Genomic DNA, 15,973 nt, shown 5'->3' with positions numbered 1-15,973 from the left:
TCACCGGGCTAGGCTGAAGCCATGACGTACAGCGGAGCGGTGAAGGTCGGCGGTCCGGCGGATGTGCACGAGCTGCCGGATCTGATGATCTCGAAGGTCGCGGTCGGCGCGATGGACAACAACGCGTATCTGCTGCGCTGCCGGGCCACCGGCGAGCAGCTGCTGATCGACGCGGCGGCCGAGCCCCACACCCTCCTGACGCTGATCGGTGACGACGGCATCAAGTCCGTCGTCACCACCCACCGTCACGGCGACCACTGGCAGGCACTCGCCGAGGTCGTCGCCGCCACCGGCGCGACGACCTACGCGGGCCGCCACGACGCCGACGGCATCCCGGTCCCGACCGACGTCCCCGTCGAAGACGGGGACACGATCCGGGTCGGCCGGGTCGAGCTGACCGCCCGCCATCTGGTCGGCCATACCCCCGGCTCCATCGCGCTGGTCTACGACGACCCGCACGGCCACCCGCACCTGTTCACCGGCGACTGCCTCTTCCCGGGCGGCGTCGGCAACACGCACAAGGACCCGAAGGCGTTCGCCAGCCTCCTCCACGACGTCGAGACCAAGCTCTTCGCCGTCCTGCCCGACGAGACCTGGGTCTACCCGGGCCACGGCAACGACACCACGCTCGGCGAGGAGCGCCCGAAGCTGCCGGAGTGGCGCGCCCGGGGCTGGTAGCCCGCCCGGACCGGCGCGGGATGCCTTCGGGGCGGCGAAACCCCGTACCACCAGCTCACTTCTCCCGCGCTCGCGCTTCCGCACGCCCCCCGTAACCGCCGACGATCACGGGTAGTTGGCGCGATATGCGCTCCTCACCCATCTCTCCCGTCACACCACCCTCGATGCTGCGGCTCGCCGGCGCCTCCCTGGCGGGCACCGCGGTCGAGTTCTATGACTTCTTCGCGTACGGGACGGCCGCCGCGCTCGTCCTGGGCCCGCTGTTCTTTCCCACGTTCTCCCCGCTGGCCGGAACTCTGGCCGCCTTCGCCACCTTTGGGATCGGGTTCCTCGCCCGGCCGCTCGGTTCTGTCGTCTTCGGTCACATCGGTGACCGCTACGGACGCCGCCCGGTGCTCTTTCTCTCGCTGTTCCTGACCGGTGCGACGACGGTCGCCGTCGGCTGCGTACCCCCGTACGCGACGATCGGCGCGGCCGCGCCCGTACTGCTGCTGCTTCTGCGCTTTCTGCAGGGACTCGGGGTCGGCGGCGAGTGGGGCGGGGCGGTCCTGCTGGCGGTCGAGCACGCGCCCGCACGGCGCCGGGCACTGTGGTCGTCGTTTCCGCAGATGGGCCCCTCGGTGGGGTTCCTGCTGGCCAACGGCCTGATGCTGGCTCTGTCCGCAGGACTGAGCGACGCCGAGTTCCGGGACTGGGGGTGGCGAATTCCCTTCTGGGGCGCGGGAGTTCTGGCCGCGGGCGGACTGCTGCTGCGCTCGTCCCTCGCCGAGACCCCGCAGTTCCAGGAGATCCGCGAACCGGCCAGGCTGCCCCTGATGGAGGTGGCCCGCGACCACTGGCGCCTCGTCCTGCTGACCGCCGGGGCGCTCTCGATCGGATACGCCGTGTTCTACGCGGTCACCACCTGGTCCCTCGCCTACGGCACCGTACAGCTCGGCGTGAGCCGTACGGTCATGCTCGTCTGCATCATGGCCGCCGTCGCCGTCGAGGGCGCGGTGACGCCGCTGGCGGCCCTGCTCGGCGACCGCTACGGTCGGCGGCCGCTCTGCCTCGTGGGCTGCACGGCCAGCGCACTGTGGATGTTCCCGATGATCGCGCTGCTGGAGACCGCCGAGCCACTGCTGATGTTCGCCGGTTTCCTGGGCGCGATGCTCGCGTTCATCACCACGTTCGCGGTGATCGCCGCGTATCTGCCGGAGCTCTACGAGCCCCGGGTGCGGTGCACGGGCGCGGCCGTCGGCTACAACCTGGGCGGGGTGCTCGGCGGGGCGCTGACCCCGGTCGTGGCGACCGCGCTGGCGCGCGGCGACGGGCCGCCGTGGGGCGTCGCGGCCTATCTGACCGGGGTCGCGCTGCTGAGCCTGGGCTGTTTCGCGCTGCTGCCGGAGACCCGTCCGGCGCCGTCACCGGCCGAGACGGGAGCGGAGCCGGCACCCGCGTGACGCGGCCTACAGGTCTCCCTGCTCCTGGATGTCACAGTTGGTGAAGGCGGGCGCCCGGGTCGAGAGCGCGGCGAGCTGCTTGGAGAGTTCGGTGGTCTCGGGGTTGTCGCTGTTGGCCATGGCCTCCTCGTACGAGTCGAACTCGACCACCGCCAGATAGCGGTTCGGGTTGTCCCGGTCCTTGAGCAGGGTGCGGCGGACGGGCGCGATCTTGCGGCCCTCGGCGCGCGCCTTCTCCTCGTACCTGCGGATGAGGTCGCGCATCTCGTCGGCGCGCTCGGTCTCGAAGTCGATGATCTGCGCGAACTTCATGGGTTCCTCCTGGTCCGCGGCGCTCCCGCGAACCGGGAGCTCTCCCGTCCAAGCAAACACCGGCCGGCGGTCCCGGCAACCGCGATTCCGTCCGGCCGGTGTACGTGATTCCGCTACGCCGTACGAGGTCAGACCTCGACGTTCTCCGGCCGATCCACCTCGGCCGGAGCCTGCTTCCTGGTGGCCATCAGGCTGGTGACGGTGGTGATGACCAGCACGCCGCAGATGACGCCGAGCGAGAGGGGGATGGAGATCTCGGGGACGTTCACCCCGTTCTCGTGCAGCGCGTGCAGCACCAGCTTCACGCCGATGAAGCCGAGGATCACCGACAGGCCGTAGCTCAGGTGAACCAGCTTCTTGAGCAGCCCGCCGATGAGGAAGTACAGCTGGCGCAGGCCCATCAGCGCGAACGCGTTGGCGGTGAAGACGATGTACGGGTCCTGGGTCAGGCCGAAGATCGCCGGTATGGAGTCCATCGCGAACAGCACGTCGGTGGTGCCGATGGCGAGCATGACGACCATCAGCGGGGTGAGGATCCGCTTGCCGTTGCGCTCGATGAAGAGCTTGGTGCCGTGGTACCGGTCGGCGACACCGAACCGCTGCTCGATGGACTTGAGCAGCCGGTTCTCCTCGAACTCCTCTTCCTCGTCGCCGGAGCGCGCCTCCTGGATCAGCTTCCACGCGGTGTAGATCAGGAACGCGCCGAAGAGGTAGAAGACCCACGAGAAGTTGGCGATGACGGCGGCGCCGGCCGCGATGAATATCGCCCGCAGCACCAGGGCTATGAGCACACCGAAGAGCAGCACGCGCTGCTGGAGATGGCTCGGCACCGAGAACTTCGCCATGATCAGGATGAAGACGAAGAGGTTGTCGACGGAGAGCGACTTCTCGGTGATGAAGCCCGCGAAGAACTCGCCGGACGCCTGGCTGTTGCCGAAGATCAGCAGGCCGATGCCGAACAGCGCGGCGAGCACGATCCAGACGACCGTCCAGATTCCGGCTTCTCTGACCGACACGTCATGGGGCTTGCGCCCGATGAAGAAGTCGACCGCGATGAGGGCGCACAGACCGAGAATGGTCAGCACCCACAGGGTCAAGGAAACGTCCACTGTGCCTCCGGCTTCGTACCGCTACTGATCAGCGTCGTCGCTGCCGGAGGTCTCCTCCACCCGGGCACGTGCCGTGCCGCGAGCCGGTGTCCCGGGACCGGTCGATCGGTCCGTACTGACGGGAACGCCGCAGTCGGGAGTACTCCCCTCCGATATCGGAAGCCTACCCCAATCACCAAGAGAAGGTAAAGGGATGGGTAAGGGAAAGCCAAGTCGGTGGATGTGCAAGGGGAGTACGAAGGGGCGCGCACGAGCCCGCGCACGCCCCTCGCCTCGTCCGGCCCCGCTCTGCGGCCCCGCTCCGCGGCCCGCTCAACGGGGCCAAGCGCGGCGGGCCTCGGCGACCTGCCCGAGCACCTTCCCGAGGATCGCGCTGCCGGGCGGCACCAGCGGCGGCTCGTACGTCCAGGTGTGCCCCACCCAGGGATCCGCGAGGTGGTCGTCCGGGACCGGTGTGAGCCGCAGCAGCGAGCGCCACAGCGGCTGGAGCACCGGGCCGTACGCGCTGGCGTCCTCTCGGTCCGCGACCATCAGCAGATGGACCCCGACCGACGGGCCCTCGTCGGCGAGATAGCGCAGCTGGTTCACCGCGCGGTCGTCGAAGCCGTGCGGGAAGTCGTTGACGATCAGCAGCTGCTCGGCCATGTCCATGCCGGGCGGCAGCGCGTCCGCCCCGGCACCGCCGCGCGCGGCCATCTGCAGCAGGTCGAGGCGCTCGGTGAGCCCGGTCAGGACGGCCGCCACGCCCTGGGCGCCGACGGCGGGCGGCGCGGCCAGCACGCCCGACCCGGTCAGCGGGGCGAGGGCGCCCGCCGCCGCGCCCGCCGGGTCGATGACGTGCACCGCGAACTCCCCCGCCGGATAGACCGCGAGCAGCCGCGCCGCGAGCGCCACCGCCGTCTCCACGGCAAGACCCTTGACCTGCTCGGCGTCCATGAAGTCGGTGGCCTCGGCGTCGGACCGGCCGGAGTCGATCCACAGTCCGCGCTCAAGGGGCAGCCGCACCAGCATCGGAATCCGCAGCTCGGGCCGCTCCGGCAGCCGGAGGTCGCCGACGCGCAGCGCCATCGGGATCTCCATCGGGGTGCGGTAGCCGTGCCAGACGGGGTTGTCCCAGCTCGCGTAGGCGGGCGGCAGGGCGGGCTCGACGACCTCGGACTCGGCGGTCAGCTGCGCCACGTCCCGGTCGAAGGCCTCCTGGGCCCGGCCGACCAGCTCCTCGCGGCGCGCGGCGGCCTCCTCGCGCGCGTGGTCGCCGGTGGAGCCGATCCGGCTGCGCGGATCGGAGAGGACCCGGTCGAGCTCCTGCTCCATCCGCGAGTCCGCGAAGTCGACGGCGCTGCGGTACGCGGCGGTGGTGCGGGCCAGGTCCTCGAACATGCCCCACACCTGGTTGTAGAGCCGCTCGTCCATCGACCACCCGGTGGCGTCGCCCGCTACCGGACGCGGCGGCTCACCGGGGGCCGCGGGCGGGGCGGTGGGCGCCGGCGGGGGCGCGCTGGTCTGGCGGCGCGGGTGCGCGTAGTCGATGGGCCCGGCGCCTGTGAGGGGCCGCTGGGCGGCCGTCTGTGGCGGTGCGGTGTCCGCCTGGCCGCCGTCTGTCCCTGCTGTACTCGCCGCCCCGGCCCGCACCCGGGCCTCGTCGGACGTACGGGGCGGGGGCGCCGCGACCGAGCGGGAGGCGCCGAGCGCGACCGCGTCGAGGATGGTCTCGGCGAGCTGACGGGCCTGCGGAAGCCCCTGGTCGACGAGCATGTCAGCGAGGCCGCCCGCGTAGCCCTGGCCGATCGCGCGGACCTTCCAGGCGCCGTTGCGCAGGTACAGCTCCAGCGCGACGACCGCCGACTCGGCGTCCAGGCCGGTGATCGTGTAGCTGACGACTTCTGTGCCGTCGAGACCGGTGACGGCCACGAAGGGCGCGGCCACGGCGGCGAACCGGCTGGGCCCGGCGGTCCCGAGCGGCAGCGCGAGCAGCACGCTCACCCGGTGCACCTCCTGCGGCAGCGCCTCCAGGTCGACGGCGAGCCGGTGGTCGGCGGCAGCCTGCCGGGACACCTCCAGGCCCGGGAGCGTGGGCGAGCCGGGGTGCGCGACCCACTCCGTCCCGCGCACCGTGCCGGTCTCGTCCCCGAGGGTGGCGCCCGCGACGACCGGCGTACCGGCCGACACCCGGATCTCCAGTCGGGTCCGGGGCAGGGGGTGGTTCTGTCCCCGTACCAGCTCGGCCGTCATCGCTCTTGTCCCCTCGTCGAGTTGCCGGTGGTGCACGTGGTGCGCGACAGCTCCCGGCGGCGTACCTCCGGGAGCTGCGATGACGGCCGTGGCGGCCGGTGGTGCCTGCGTGCGGGCCGCGCCTACAGGTGCGGCAGGATCGCCGGCATCAGGTCCTGGAAGGTGCGGCCGTTGGACGGGTTGCCGATGGCGGTCATCTGCCAGCCGGCGCCCGAGCGGTGCACCTTGGCCATGATCTGCGCCGTGTACTGACCGCCGCCGTCCAGCGTGTAGCGCGCCAGCTCCTGGCCGTTGGTCTCGTCGACGATGCGGCAGAAGGCGTTCTGCACCTCCTGGAACGTCTGGCCGGTGAACGAGTTCACCGTGAAGACGATCTGGTCGATGTGGACCGGGACGCGCTGGAGGTCGACCAGGATCGACTCGTCGTCACCGCCCTGGCCCGCGCCGCCCACCAGGTTGTCGCCGGTGTGGCGCACCGAGCCGTCGTCGCTCACGAGGTGACGGAAGAACACCACGTCCACCGGCTGCTTGTCGGCGAAGAGCACCGCCGAGGCGTCCAGGTCGATCTCCCGGGTGCGCGAGCCGAACAGCCCGCGGCGCGGCGCCGCCTGCCAGCCGAGCCCCATCCGCACCGCGGTCAGGGTGCCGCCACCCTGCTTCTCCAGGCTGATCGCCTGGCCCTTGGTCAGATTGACCGTCACGCGCTGTCCCCTCTCCGCTTTCTTACGTTCTCCGGGCCGAACCCTACGCAGTGGCGCGACGGGCGCCACCACGCAGGCCTGTTTTGTGGCGGTCTTGCAACACACCGGGCGCGGCCCGCTCAGGCCTGGCCCGCCTCCCGCATCTGCCGCAACTCCTTCTTCAGCTCCCCGACTTCGTCCCGCAACCGGGCGGCGATCTCGAACTGCAGCTCGGCGGCCGCGGCCCGCATCCGGTCGGTCATCTCCTCGATCTGCTCGGCGAGTTGAGCGGCCGGACGGTCGGTCAGCACCTCGCCGCCCTTGCCCGCCTTCGCCTTCGACTTCGCCGCCTTGGCGCCGAGGGAGGGCACCGGGGCCTTGGCTCCCTTGCCGTCCTTGCCCTTGCGGTAGCCGGAGCCGAGCAGCTGCTCGGTGTCGACCTCCTCGCGCGCGATGGTCGCGACGATGTCGTTGATCTTCTTCCGCAGCGGCTGCGGGTCGATCCCGTGCTCCTTGTTGTACGCGACCTGCTTCTCCCGGCGGCGGTTGGTCTCCTCGATGGCCTTCTCCATCGCCGGGGTGATCTTGTCGGCGTACATATGGACCTGGCCCGACACGTTGCGCGCCGCGCGGCCGATGGTCTGGATCAGCGAGGTGCCCGAGCGCAGGAAGCCCTCCTTGTCGGCGTCGAGGATCGCGACCAGCGACACCTCGGGCAGGTCCAGGCCCTCGCGGAGCAGGTTGATGCCGACCAGGACGTCGTACTCGCCCGCCCGCAGCTCGCGCAGCAGCTCGACCCGGCGCAGCGTGTCGACGTCGCTGTGCAGGTACCGCACCTGGATGCCCATCTCCAGGAAGTAGTCGGTCAGGTCCTCGGCCATCTTCTTGGTGAGGGTGGTGACCAGGACGCGCTCGTCCTTCTCGGTGCGCTTGCGGATCTCGTGCACCAGGTCGTCGATCTGGCCCTCGGTGGGCTTGACCACGACCTCCGGGTCGATCAGGCCGGTGGGGCGGATGATCTGCTCCACGAAGCCGTCGCCGCGCGACAGCTCGTACTTGCCGGGGGTCGCGGAGAGGTAGACGGTCTGGCCGATACGGCCCAGGAACTCCTCCCACTTCAGCGGCCGGTTGTCCATCGCGGAGGGCAGCCGGAAGCCGTGGTCGACCAGCGTCCGCTTTCGGGAGGCGTCGCCCTCGTACATCGCGCCGATCTGCGGGACGGTGACGTGCGACTCGTCGAGGACGAGCAGGAAGTCGTCCGGGAAGTAGTCGAGGAGGGTGTTGGGGGCGGTGCCGGGTTCGCGGCCGTCGAAGTGCATCGAGTAGTTCTCGACGCCCGAGCAGCTGCCGATCTGGCGCAGCATCTCGATGTCGTACGTGGTGCGCATCCGCAGCCGCTGGGCCTCCAGGAGCTTGCCCTGCTTCTCCAGCTCGGCCAGGCGCTGCTCCAGCTCCTTCTCGATGCCGTTGACCGCCTTCTCCATGCGCTCCGGGCCCGCCACGTAGTGGCTGGCCGGGAAGATGTAGAGCTCGCGGTCCTCGCTGATGACCTCGCCGGTGAGCGGGTGGAGGGTGGAGAGCGCCTCGATCTCGTCGCCGAACATCTCGATCCGGACGGCCAGCTCCTCGTAGACCGGGAAGATCTCGATGGTGTCGCCGCGCACCCGGAAGGTCCCGCGCGCGAAGGCCACGTCGTTGCGCGTGTACTGGATGTCGACGAAGCGGCGCAGCAGCTGGTCGCGGTCGATCTCCTCGCCGACCTTGAGCGGCACCATCCGGTCCACGTACTCCTGCGGAGTACCGAGGCCGTAGATGCACGAGACGGAGGCGACCACGATCACGTCCCGGCGGGTGAGCAGCGAGTTCGTCGCCGAGTGGCGCAGCCGCTCGACCTCCTCGTTGATCGAGGAGTCCTTCTCGATGTACGTGTCCGACTGCGGGACGTACGCCTCGGGCTGGTAGTAGTCGTAGTACGAGACGAAGTACTCGACGGCGTTGTTGGGCAGCAGCTCGCGGAACTCGTTCGCCAGCTGGGCCGCCAGCGTCTTGTTCGGCGCCATGACGAGCGTGGGGCGCTGGAGCTTCTCGATCATCCAGGCAGTCGTCGCCGACTTTCCGGTGCCGGTCGCACCCAGCAGGACGACATCCTTCTCACCTGCGCGGATGCGTCGCTCCAGCTCGGCGATGGCCGCCGGCTGGTCGCCGCTGGGCTGGTAGGGACTGACGACCTCGAAGGGCGCCACCGTACGTTCGATCTTGGAAACGGGCCGCATGGAACCACCGTACGACCCCCCACTGACACTCGGGTCCGATCGGCCCGCGGGCGGGGCTCGCCGGGCCCACGATCACCAGTCGTGCGGGGACGAGGAACCCTCGCCGGGCTGGTGCCGAGCCGACCACGCGGTCGGCTCGGGGAACGACGGCAGGTGCCGGGGAACGGGCGCCGGGCGGGGCGGCCGCTTCTCCCAGTCGGGCCTGCCCATCACCACCAGCGGGTCGAACATCACGACCACGCCGGCGAGGACCAGGAACGCGACCGGGCCGATGAGCATCGGCGCCAGCACCGTGGCGGGGGAATCCCCCGCCGACGGTCCGGCGCCCTCGTGCAGATGGACGCTGAGCGCGGCCATCCCGGTGTAGTGCATACCGCTCACGGCGAGGCCCATGACGACGCTGGCCCCGAGGCTGGCCAGGAAGCCGTGGACGGAGACGGCCGCCCAGAGGGCGGCGGTGGCGGCGACGACCGCGATCACCACGGAGAGGCTGACGGTGAGGGTGTTGTACTCGAACTGCCCGTGCAGTCGAATTCCGGCCATCCCGAGGTAGTGCATGGACGCCACCCCGAGGCCGGTGATGGTCCCGCCGGTGACCAGCGCCATCGGCGTCGCTCCCCGGTAGCCGACGATGAAGATGCCGATGCCGACCATCACGATGGCGAGGCCGAGACTCGCGAACGTGATCCCCCGGTCGTAGCTCAGAACCTCCTGGCGGACCGTGAACCCCATCATCGCGATGAAGTGCATGGTCCAGATGCCGGAGCCGATGGAAGTGGCGCCCAGCGCCAGCCAGCCCGCCTTGAACGAGCGCTCCGTGCGCAGCGATCTGGCGGTGCAGCGCAGCCCGAGCGCACCGCCCAGACAGGCCATGAGGAACGCCACGACTGGCGTGACGATGCCGTAGGAGAAGCCGTCGACCGTCCCGTGCATATCCGTGTGCCCTTCACCCCGTACCGACTACCGACTGAAGAGGCCGACTGTGTCGCTCAGGCCCTGGTTCGGGGCGACATTAAGGCTCGCCGAGCGACAGGCAAACATTTTCACGCCATTTTGTCGACACCCTGAATGCGAGGTGCGGTCCGGGTGGTTCCGTTTCGGTCGCCGGGACGTGTCCGGTTGGTGCGGATTGAGCGTCCGGTGACCGGACGGACGGGTGCGGGTACGGCGGTTCGAGAGGTCGGCGTACGACGGCCCGGCGGGCGTTGTCAGTGGGGGGTCGTACGGTGGCGACATGAACAGCAACGGGCAGTTCGAGCAGGCCTCGCAGGAGCCGGGGCGGGTGGTGTGGGCAGTCGTGGGCAGCGACATCGGGCCCCTGCTGCTCGCCGCGACCGAGCAGGGCCTGGTGAACGTGGTCTTCCACGCCGACGAGGCGATCCGGGACAGGGCCCTGCGGGGTCTGTCGGCCCGGCTGGGCGCCGAGCCGACGCCCGCGCGGCCCGGCGACGCGGGCCCGCTGGCCGAGCCCATACGCCAGTTGGAGGCCTACTTCTCCGGTGAGCTGCGCGCGTTCGAGCTGCCGCTGGACTGGACGCTGTCCTCCGGGTTCAACCGCCAGGTGCTCCGCGAACTGGAGGCGACCGTTCCGTACGGAGCGGTGGTGGGGTACGGCGATCTGGCCGAGCGCGTCGGACAGCCCCGGGCGGCCCAGGCGGTCGGCGCCGCCATGGGCTCCAACCCGCTGCCGGTGGTGGTGCCCTGCCACCGGGTGGTGGAGAGCGACGGCGGGCTCGGCGGGTTCGGCGGCGGCCTGGAGACCAAGCGGAAGCTGCTCGCCCTGGAAGGGGTGCTGCCGCAGCCGCTGTTCTGAGGCGCGCGCGTCCGAGGCCGGGGCCCTTCGGTGCCCCGGACCGGAGCGGGCGCCACGGGATGGCGGCGGGCGCTACAGGCTGATGTGGTACGCCTTGCGCAGCGTCTCGTGGACGGTCCACGTCGTACGGTCGCCCTCGCGCAGCACACAGGCGTCGCCGGGGCCGATCTCCAGGGTGTCGCCGCCCTCCACCTCGACGGTCGCGCGCCCGCTCACCACGACGAACAGCTCATTGGCCTCGATGTCGGTGACCACGCCCGGCGTGATCTGCCAGATACCGCGGATCTGCTTGCCGTCGGGCGACTCCCAGAGCACCTTGCCGGTGACCACCGGGTCGCCGGAGACGATCTGGGCGGGGTCGAGCGGTTCCGGCTCCAGCTCGGTGCCCGGGATGTGGACCACGAAGGAGGCGGGCGACGCCGCGTCGGCGGAAGGGGTGTCGAGCTGATCATTGGTCGTCATGGCGGGCCAATCTAGCCAGGCCCTCGACGCCACCTCTGGCCGGGACCGCCGACCGGGAGCAGACTCCCCGTGAGTGGGTCGCGGGGGCGGGCCCCGTAGGCCTCGCGGCCTCCGCCTCCGCGCGCCTCGCACGGGTGATCGCCGCCGTGACGTTTACGCGGCACACGCGCGCGCCAGGGATGGTGCATGCCCTACGACGACGTACTCAAGGTGTCCGAGAAGGTGCGGGAAGCCCTGACCGACGGGCGTCCCGTGGTCGCTCTGGAGTCCACGATCATCGCGCACGGCCTGCCGCGCCCGCGCAATCTGCGGGTCGCGACGGAGCTGGAGGAGCTGGTACGGGGCCAGGGCGCCGTCCCCGCCACGATCGCCGTCCTGGACGGGCTGCCCCATGTCGGCCTCGACAAGGATCAGTTGGAGCGGGTCGCGAGCGGTGGCATGCGCAAGTTCGGCCACCGGGATCTGCCCATGGCGCTGGCCTCGGGCGTGAGCGGGGCGACCACGGTCTCCGCGACCGCGCATCTCGCCCACCGGGCGGGGATCCGCGTCTTCGCCACCGGCGGGCTCGGCGGGGTGCACCGGGGCTGGACCGAGACGCAGGACGAGTCGGCGGACCTGCGGCTGCTGGCCCGGACGCCGATCGCCGTGGTGTGCGCCGGGGTCAAGTCGATCCTCGACGTGCCGGCCACGCTCCAGCGGCTGGAGACGCTGGGCATCGGGGTGGTCGGATACGGCACGGAGTTCTTCCCCGGGTTCTATCTGGCCAGCTCCGGCGAGCCGGTGGACTGGACGGTGCGGTCGCCGCAGGAGGCCGCCGAGGTGGTGCGGGCGCATGACGCGCTGGGCCCGGACTCCGCGCTGATCGTGGCCAATCCCGTCCCGGAGGCCGAGCAGTTGGACCCGGCGCTGCACGACCGGGTGCTGGCCGAGGCCCTGACCGAGTGCCGCGAACTGGGCATCACCGGCCAGGCCGTCACCCCGTTCCTGCTCGACTACCTGATGCGGCACACCGAAGGGGCGTCGCTGGAGGCGAACGTGGCAGCGGTGCGGGGCAACGTACGCCTCGCGGCGGCGATCGCGGCGGCGCTGTGAGCGATGCGGCGGATGGTGCGGCGGGCCGCCTTGCCGGCGACCCTGCGGATGCGGCCGCCTCCGCCCGTACGGACCTCCAGGGCCGCGCGCGGCGTGGGCTGCTCGTCGTCGGGGACGTCGTGACCGATGTCATCGCCCGGCACCGGGGACCGCTCGCGGCGGCGACGGACACGGCGGCCGAGATACGCACCGTCCCGGGCGGGGCGGGCGCCAACGCGGCCTGCTGGGCGGCCCATTCGGGCTGCGCGGACGTACGGATGCTGGGCCGGGTCGGGAGCGACGCGGTCGGCTGGCACGAGCGGGTGCTGCGGCGCGCGGGCGTGCGGCCCCTGCTCGTCCCCGACACGGCGGCGCCGACCGCCACCGTCGTATCGCTGGTCGACACCGCGACCGCCGAGCGCACCTTCCTCACCGACAGCGGCGCCGTCCTGCGCATAGCCCCCGCCGACTGGAACCCCGCGTTCCTCGACGGGATCGGCCATCTCCACCTCTCCGGCTATCTGTTCTTCGCCGACGTCAGCCGCGAACTCGCCATCGCCGCCTGCCGTTCGGCGCGGGCCGCCGGGGTGCCGGTGAGCCTGGACCCGGCCTCGGCGGGCTTCCTCGCGGAGCTCGGCGCCGAAAAGTTCCTGGCGGCAGCCGAGGGCGTGGACGTCCTCCTGCCCAATGCCGACGAGGCGCGCCTGCTCACCGGGTTGCCCGAACCAGCCGACGCCGCAGTCGAGTTGAGCCGACGATTCCCCCTGGTCGCGGTCACGCTGGGAGCGGTGGGCGCGTTGGTGGCGGCGGATGGAGACGTGGTGGCCCGGGTTCCCGCCCCGCCGACGGCCTCAGCCGTCGACTCGACGGGCGCGGGCGACGCGTTCACCGGCGGCTTCCTCGCCGCGCGCCTCGCGGGCGCCCACCCGGCCGAGGCCGCGGCGGCAGGTTGCCGGGCGGGGGCGGAGGCGGTGACGCTGGTGGGCGGACGGCCACCGGTACGCGACTGACGACGGCGCACACGACCGACACCGCACCCCTGCGATTCGGCGGCCCTAACGGCCGGAACCCGTCCCGCTCCACGCCGGATGCCTCGGGTCGTCGGCGCGCACGACGACGTCGGCGGCCTCTCCCGGCCGCACCTCCTCCTCGTACCGTTCGAACGCGGGAAGCGTCCACAGGGCGCTGTCCTGCGTACGCCGCCGCAGCGCGCCCGGCGACAGGCGGACGTGCACGGTGAGGTCGAACGGAAACCAGCGCCCCAGCAGCATCGGCCCGTGCAGCAACAGCACTCCTCCCTTCGGGAGGAGTTGATAGGAGCTGCGGGTCGCCCGGTCGGTCACCGGGTCCCACAGGTCCGGCAGCACCCGTCCGGTGCCCCCGGGCTCCAGCGGGTCGAAGACCTCCCGCCACAGCGCGGCGGTGTCGAACCAGCCGTCCACGTACGTGTCCGGGTCCTCGCGGCCGTACTCGTACCGCAGCGAGGCGGGCCGAAGAAAGCCCTCGGTGGACAGGACCAGGACCGACCGGCCCCGTACGCGCAGGGCCCCCGCGACCGCCTCCGCCAGCTCGCCAGGCCGGGCGGCGGGCGCGCCGTCGACGCCGACACGCAGCCAGGGCTCGGCCTCCATGTCCATGGCCCGGTCCGCCAAGGCCTCGGTCAGCCGTTCCCAGGTGATCGCTTCGAGTCGCACGCCTCCATGATGCGCGCAGCTCAAAGTGGTGCGACGCGTGGCACCGCCTGCGTCGACATCTGAAGTGGCATACGGCGCGCGGTCACTCGCCCCGCAGCGCCACCGCGACCGGCCCGTCGCCGGACACCTCGATCCTGCCGTCCTTCACGCCCTCCTCGACCATCAGCGTGCCCTCGGCGAGCGCGCGGCACGTATCGGCGTCCATGACGAGCCGCGCGTCGGCGTCGGGCGCGGCCCCCTCCCCGTAAACCGGCCCCAGGCCGGCCGACGGCCCGTCGCCGCCGATCCGTACGTGGAACTCGCCCTCGTCCAACCGCACATCGAGGACGGCGGGCGCGTCCGGAAGCCCCCGCAGCCGCCGGATCAGCGGGATCGCGAACCAGTGCGCGCGCACGGCGTCGGTGAGCCGCCGCTCCGCCAGCTCCGGCGCGCCCCAGGCGGCGAGGGCGGTCAGTACGGGCAGCAACTCATGTCCGCGCGCGGTCAGTTCGTACACGGTCGCCACCCCGGGCGGTGGCAGCTTGCGACGGGTGGCCAGCCCCTCGCGCTCCATGTCCTTGAGCCGGGAGGCGAGAACGTCCGTGGAGACACCCGGCAGATCTGCGTGCAGATCTGTATAACGACGCGGTCCGGCGAGGAGTTCCCGGACGATCAGCAGCGTCCACCGGTCCCCGACGGCATCGAGGGCGCGGGCCGCGGCGCAGTACTGGTCGTAGCTTCGACGACGTGGCTGACGTGGCATACGACGCAGTCTAGACAAGATGTTGGACTTTCCAAGCTCCCACTTGGTAAAACCAAGCAAGCACTACGAGAGTGACGCCAGAGGGATCTGACGCCAGAGAGATCTGGGAACCCGGGAGGGCCACGGCATGGAGTTCCGGCAGTCGAGCAAGCTGAACGAGGTCTGTTACGAGATCCGCGGCCCGGTGATCGAACACGCCAACGCGCTGGAGGAGGCGGGCCACAGCGTGCTGCGCCTCAACACCGGCAACCCGGCGCTCTTCGGCTTCGAGGCGCCGGAGGAGATCGTCCAGGACATGATCCGGATGCTCCCGCAGGCTCATGGCTACACCGACTCGCGCGGCATCCTCTCGGCTCGCCGCGCGGTCGTCCAGCGCTACCAGGCGATGGGGCTCCCGGACGTCACGGTGGACGACGTCTTCCTCGGCAACGGTGTCTCCGAGCTGATCTCCATGGCCGTACAGGCGCTGCTTGAAGACGGCGACGAGGTCCTCATCCCGGCGCCCGACTACCCGCTCTGGACGGCCGTCACCACCCTCGCGGGCGGCCGGCCGGTGCACTACCTCTGCGACGAGTCGGCCGAGTGGTACCCCGATCTCGATGACATGGCCGCGAAGATCACGGACCGCACCAAGGCCGTGGTCATCATCAACCCCAACAACCCCACGGGCGCGGTCTATCCGAAGGAGATCATCGAGGGAATCCTGGATCTGGCCCGCCGCCATCACCTGATGGTGCTCGCGGACGAGATCTACGACCAGATCGTGTACGACGACGCCGTGGCGCACACCGCCGCCGCGCTCGCCCCCGACCTGGTCGTCCTGACCTTCAGTGGCCTCTCCAAGACGTACCGGGTGGCGGGGTTCCGCTCCGGCTGGATGGTCGTCACCGGCCCCAAGCGGCACGCGAAGAACTATCTGGAGGGGCTGACCATGCTCGCCTCCATGCGGCTGTGCCCCAACGCGCCCGCCCAGTACGCGATCCAGGCCGCACTGGGCGGCCGGCAGTCCATCAGGGAACTGACCGCGCCGGGCGGCCGGTTGCGCGAGCAGCGCGACCGGGCCTGGGAGAAACTGAACGAGATCCCGGGCGTGACGTGCGTGAAGCCGAAGGGCGCACTGTACGCGTTCCCCCGGATCGACCCCAAGGTTCACCCGATCGAAGACGACGAGAAGTTCGTGCTTGACCTGCTGCTGCGGGAGAAGATCCAGGTGGTGCAGGGCACGGGCTTCAACTGGCCGCGCCCGGACCACTTCCGGATCCTGACGCTGCCGCACGCCGACGATCTGGACGCGGCAATCAGCCGGATCGGGCGCTTCCTGAGCGGATACCGCCAGTAGCGTCCGGGGCGCGGTGGGGACACGTAGGAAAAGGGGCGGAAAAGGAGCGGACCCGGGGGGCGTAGCCGGCCCCCGAGTCCTGTGTGATGCCACCGAATTGCACACGCCGAAACGCTTGAGAACCCA

Annotated in this window: 15 protein-coding genes; 6 read left to right on the top strand and 9 right to left on the bottom strand. The window is 71.0% G+C overall.

Features of this window, described 5'->3' with window-relative positions:
* Nucleotides 1-21: 21 nt before the first annotated feature.
* On the top strand, nucleotides 22-678 hold the full coding sequence (locus BG418_RS14600; RefSeq protein ID WP_188274253.1) for an MBL fold metallo-hydrolase: 657 nt from the start codon (nucleotides 22-24) through the stop codon (nucleotides 676-678).
* Between the two features lie 164 nt (nucleotides 679-842).
* Nucleotides 843-2,120 (top strand): MFS transporter, encoded by a 1,278-nt coding sequence (locus BG418_RS14595; protein ID WP_188274252.1) that lies wholly within the window; start codon nucleotides 843-845, stop codon nucleotides 2,118-2,120.
* Between the two features lie 6 nt (nucleotides 2,121-2,126).
* Here BG418_RS14595 and BG418_RS14590 read toward each other — a convergent pair whose 3' ends face one another.
* The 6 genes from BG418_RS14590 to BG418_RS14565 all read right to left on the bottom strand — a co-directional run bounded on the left by BG418_RS14590 (nucleotide 2,127) and on the right by BG418_RS14565 (nucleotide 9,659).
* Entirely contained in the window at nucleotides 2,127-2,432 is a 306-nt protein-coding gene (locus BG418_RS14590; RefSeq protein WP_188274251.1) for a hypothetical protein, read from the bottom strand.
* A 128-nt stretch (nucleotides 2,433-2,560) separates the two neighbouring features.
* The gene (locus BG418_RS14585) at nucleotides 2,561-3,541 is read right to left on the bottom strand and encodes a TerC family protein (protein WP_188274250.1); all 981 of its coding nucleotides are present in this window, start codon (nucleotides 3,539-3,541) and stop codon (nucleotides 2,561-2,563) included.
* Nucleotides 3,542-3,853: 312 nt separating this feature from the next.
* Entirely contained in the window at nucleotides 3,854-5,773 is a 1,920-nt protein-coding gene (locus tag BG418_RS14580; RefSeq protein ID WP_188274249.1) for a TerD family protein, read from the bottom strand.
* Between the two features lie 122 nt (nucleotides 5,774-5,895).
* Nucleotides 5,896-6,474, bottom strand: coding sequence for a TerD family protein (locus BG418_RS14575; RefSeq protein WP_188274248.1), 579 nt, complete (start codon nucleotides 6,472-6,474; stop codon nucleotides 5,896-5,898).
* Between the two features lie 119 nt (nucleotides 6,475-6,593).
* Nucleotides 6,594-8,726: an excinuclease ABC subunit UvrB gene (gene uvrB, locus BG418_RS14570; protein ID WP_188274247.1), complete on the bottom strand. Its 2,133-nt coding sequence runs from the start codon at nucleotides 8,724-8,726 to the stop codon at nucleotides 6,594-6,596.
* A gap of 72 nt (nucleotides 8,727-8,798) precedes the next feature.
* On the bottom strand, nucleotides 8,799-9,659 hold the full coding sequence (locus BG418_RS14565; RefSeq protein WP_188274246.1) for an MHYT domain-containing protein: 861 nt from the start codon (nucleotides 9,657-9,659) through the stop codon (nucleotides 8,799-8,801).
* Nucleotides 9,660-9,960: 301 nt separating this feature from the next.
* On the opposite strand from BG418_RS14565, the gene BG418_RS14560 reads away from it, so the two are divergent.
* Entirely contained in the window at nucleotides 9,961-10,539 is a 579-nt protein-coding gene (locus BG418_RS14560; protein WP_188274245.1) for a methylated-DNA--[protein]-cysteine S-methyltransferase, read from the top strand.
* Nucleotides 10,540-10,611: 72 nt separating this feature from the next.
* Here BG418_RS14560 and BG418_RS14555 read toward each other — a convergent pair whose 3' ends face one another.
* Nucleotides 10,612-11,001 (bottom strand): cupin domain-containing protein, encoded by a 390-nt coding sequence (locus tag BG418_RS14555; RefSeq protein WP_188274244.1) that lies wholly within the window; start codon nucleotides 10,999-11,001, stop codon nucleotides 10,612-10,614.
* Nucleotides 11,002-11,187: 186 nt separating this feature from the next.
* Here BG418_RS14555 and BG418_RS14550 point away from each other — a divergent pair, with 186 nt between their 5' ends.
* Together BG418_RS14550 and BG418_RS14545 are read left to right on the top strand one after the other, a co-directional pair.
* Nucleotides 11,188-12,093: a pseudouridine-5'-phosphate glycosidase gene (locus BG418_RS14550; RefSeq protein WP_188274243.1), complete on the top strand. Its 906-nt coding sequence runs from the start codon at nucleotides 11,188-11,190 to the stop codon at nucleotides 12,091-12,093.
* Between the two features lie 98 nt (nucleotides 12,094-12,191).
* Nucleotides 12,192-13,082 (top strand): carbohydrate kinase family protein, encoded by an 891-nt coding sequence (locus tag BG418_RS14545; protein ID WP_223184868.1) that lies wholly within the window; start codon nucleotides 12,192-12,194, stop codon nucleotides 13,080-13,082.
* Nucleotides 13,083-13,127: 45 nt separating this feature from the next.
* Here BG418_RS14545 and BG418_RS14540 read toward each other — a convergent pair whose 3' ends face one another.
* Nucleotides 13,128-13,766, bottom strand: coding sequence for a uridine kinase (locus BG418_RS14540; protein WP_188274241.1), 639 nt, complete (start codon nucleotides 13,764-13,766; stop codon nucleotides 13,128-13,130).
* 82 nt (nucleotides 13,767-13,848) lie between these two features.
* Nucleotides 13,849-14,508 (bottom strand): helix-turn-helix domain-containing protein, encoded by a 660-nt coding sequence (locus BG418_RS14535; RefSeq protein WP_188274240.1) that lies wholly within the window; start codon nucleotides 14,506-14,508, stop codon nucleotides 13,849-13,851.
* A 127-nt stretch (nucleotides 14,509-14,635) separates the two neighbouring features.
* On the opposite strand from BG418_RS14535, the gene BG418_RS14530 reads away from it, so the two are divergent.
* Nucleotides 14,636-15,847 carry a pyridoxal phosphate-dependent aminotransferase gene (locus BG418_RS14530; RefSeq protein ID WP_188274239.1) on the top strand — a complete coding sequence of 404 codons (1,212 nt, stop codon included), beginning with the start codon at nucleotides 14,636-14,638 and terminating at the stop codon, nucleotides 15,845-15,847.
* The last annotated feature ends 126 nt before the right edge of the window (nucleotides 15,848-15,973 follow it).

It is taken from the genome of Streptomyces sp. CBMA152, from assembly GCF_014596475.1.
GTDB lineage: Bacteria > Actinomycetota > Actinomycetes > Streptomycetales > Streptomycetaceae > Streptomyces.
This window is presented reverse-complemented; position numbering and strand designations above follow the sequence as displayed.

Coding starts and splice junctions, on each gene's coding strand:
- BG418_RS14600 (WP_188274253.1), top strand. CDS start 22: ATGACGTACAGCGGAGCGGTGAAGGTCGGCGGTCCGGCGGATGTGCAC.
- BG418_RS14595 (WP_188274252.1), top strand. CDS start 843: ATGCTGCGGCTCGCCGGCGCCTCCCTGGCGGGCACCGCGGTCGAGTTC.
- BG418_RS14590 (WP_188274251.1), bottom strand. CDS start 2,432: ATGAAGTTCGCGCAGATCATCGACTTCGAGACCGAGCGCGCCGACGAG.
- BG418_RS14580 (WP_188274249.1), bottom strand. CDS start 5,773: ATGACGGCCGAGCTGGTACGGGGACAGAACCACCCCCTGCCCCGGACC.
- uvrB (WP_188274247.1), bottom strand. CDS start 8,726: ATGCGGCCCGTTTCCAAGATCGAACGTACGGTGGCGCCCTTCGAGGTC.
- BG418_RS14565 (WP_188274246.1), bottom strand. CDS start 9,659: ATGCACGGGACGGTCGACGGCTTCTCCTACGGCATCGTCACGCCAGTC.
- BG418_RS14560 (WP_188274245.1), top strand. CDS start 9,961: ATGAACAGCAACGGGCAGTTCGAGCAGGCCTCGCAGGAGCCGGGGCGG.
- BG418_RS14555 (WP_188274244.1), bottom strand. CDS start 11,001: ATGACGACCAATGATCAGCTCGACACCCCTTCCGCCGACGCGGCGTCG.
- BG418_RS14550 (WP_188274243.1), top strand. CDS start 11,188: ATGCCCTACGACGACGTACTCAAGGTGTCCGAGAAGGTGCGGGAAGCC.
- BG418_RS14535 (WP_188274240.1), bottom strand. CDS start 14,508: ATGCCACGTCAGCCACGTCGTCGAAGCTACGACCAGTACTGCGCCGCG.
- BG418_RS14530 (WP_188274239.1), top strand. CDS start 14,636: ATGGAGTTCCGGCAGTCGAGCAAGCTGAACGAGGTCTGTTACGAGATC.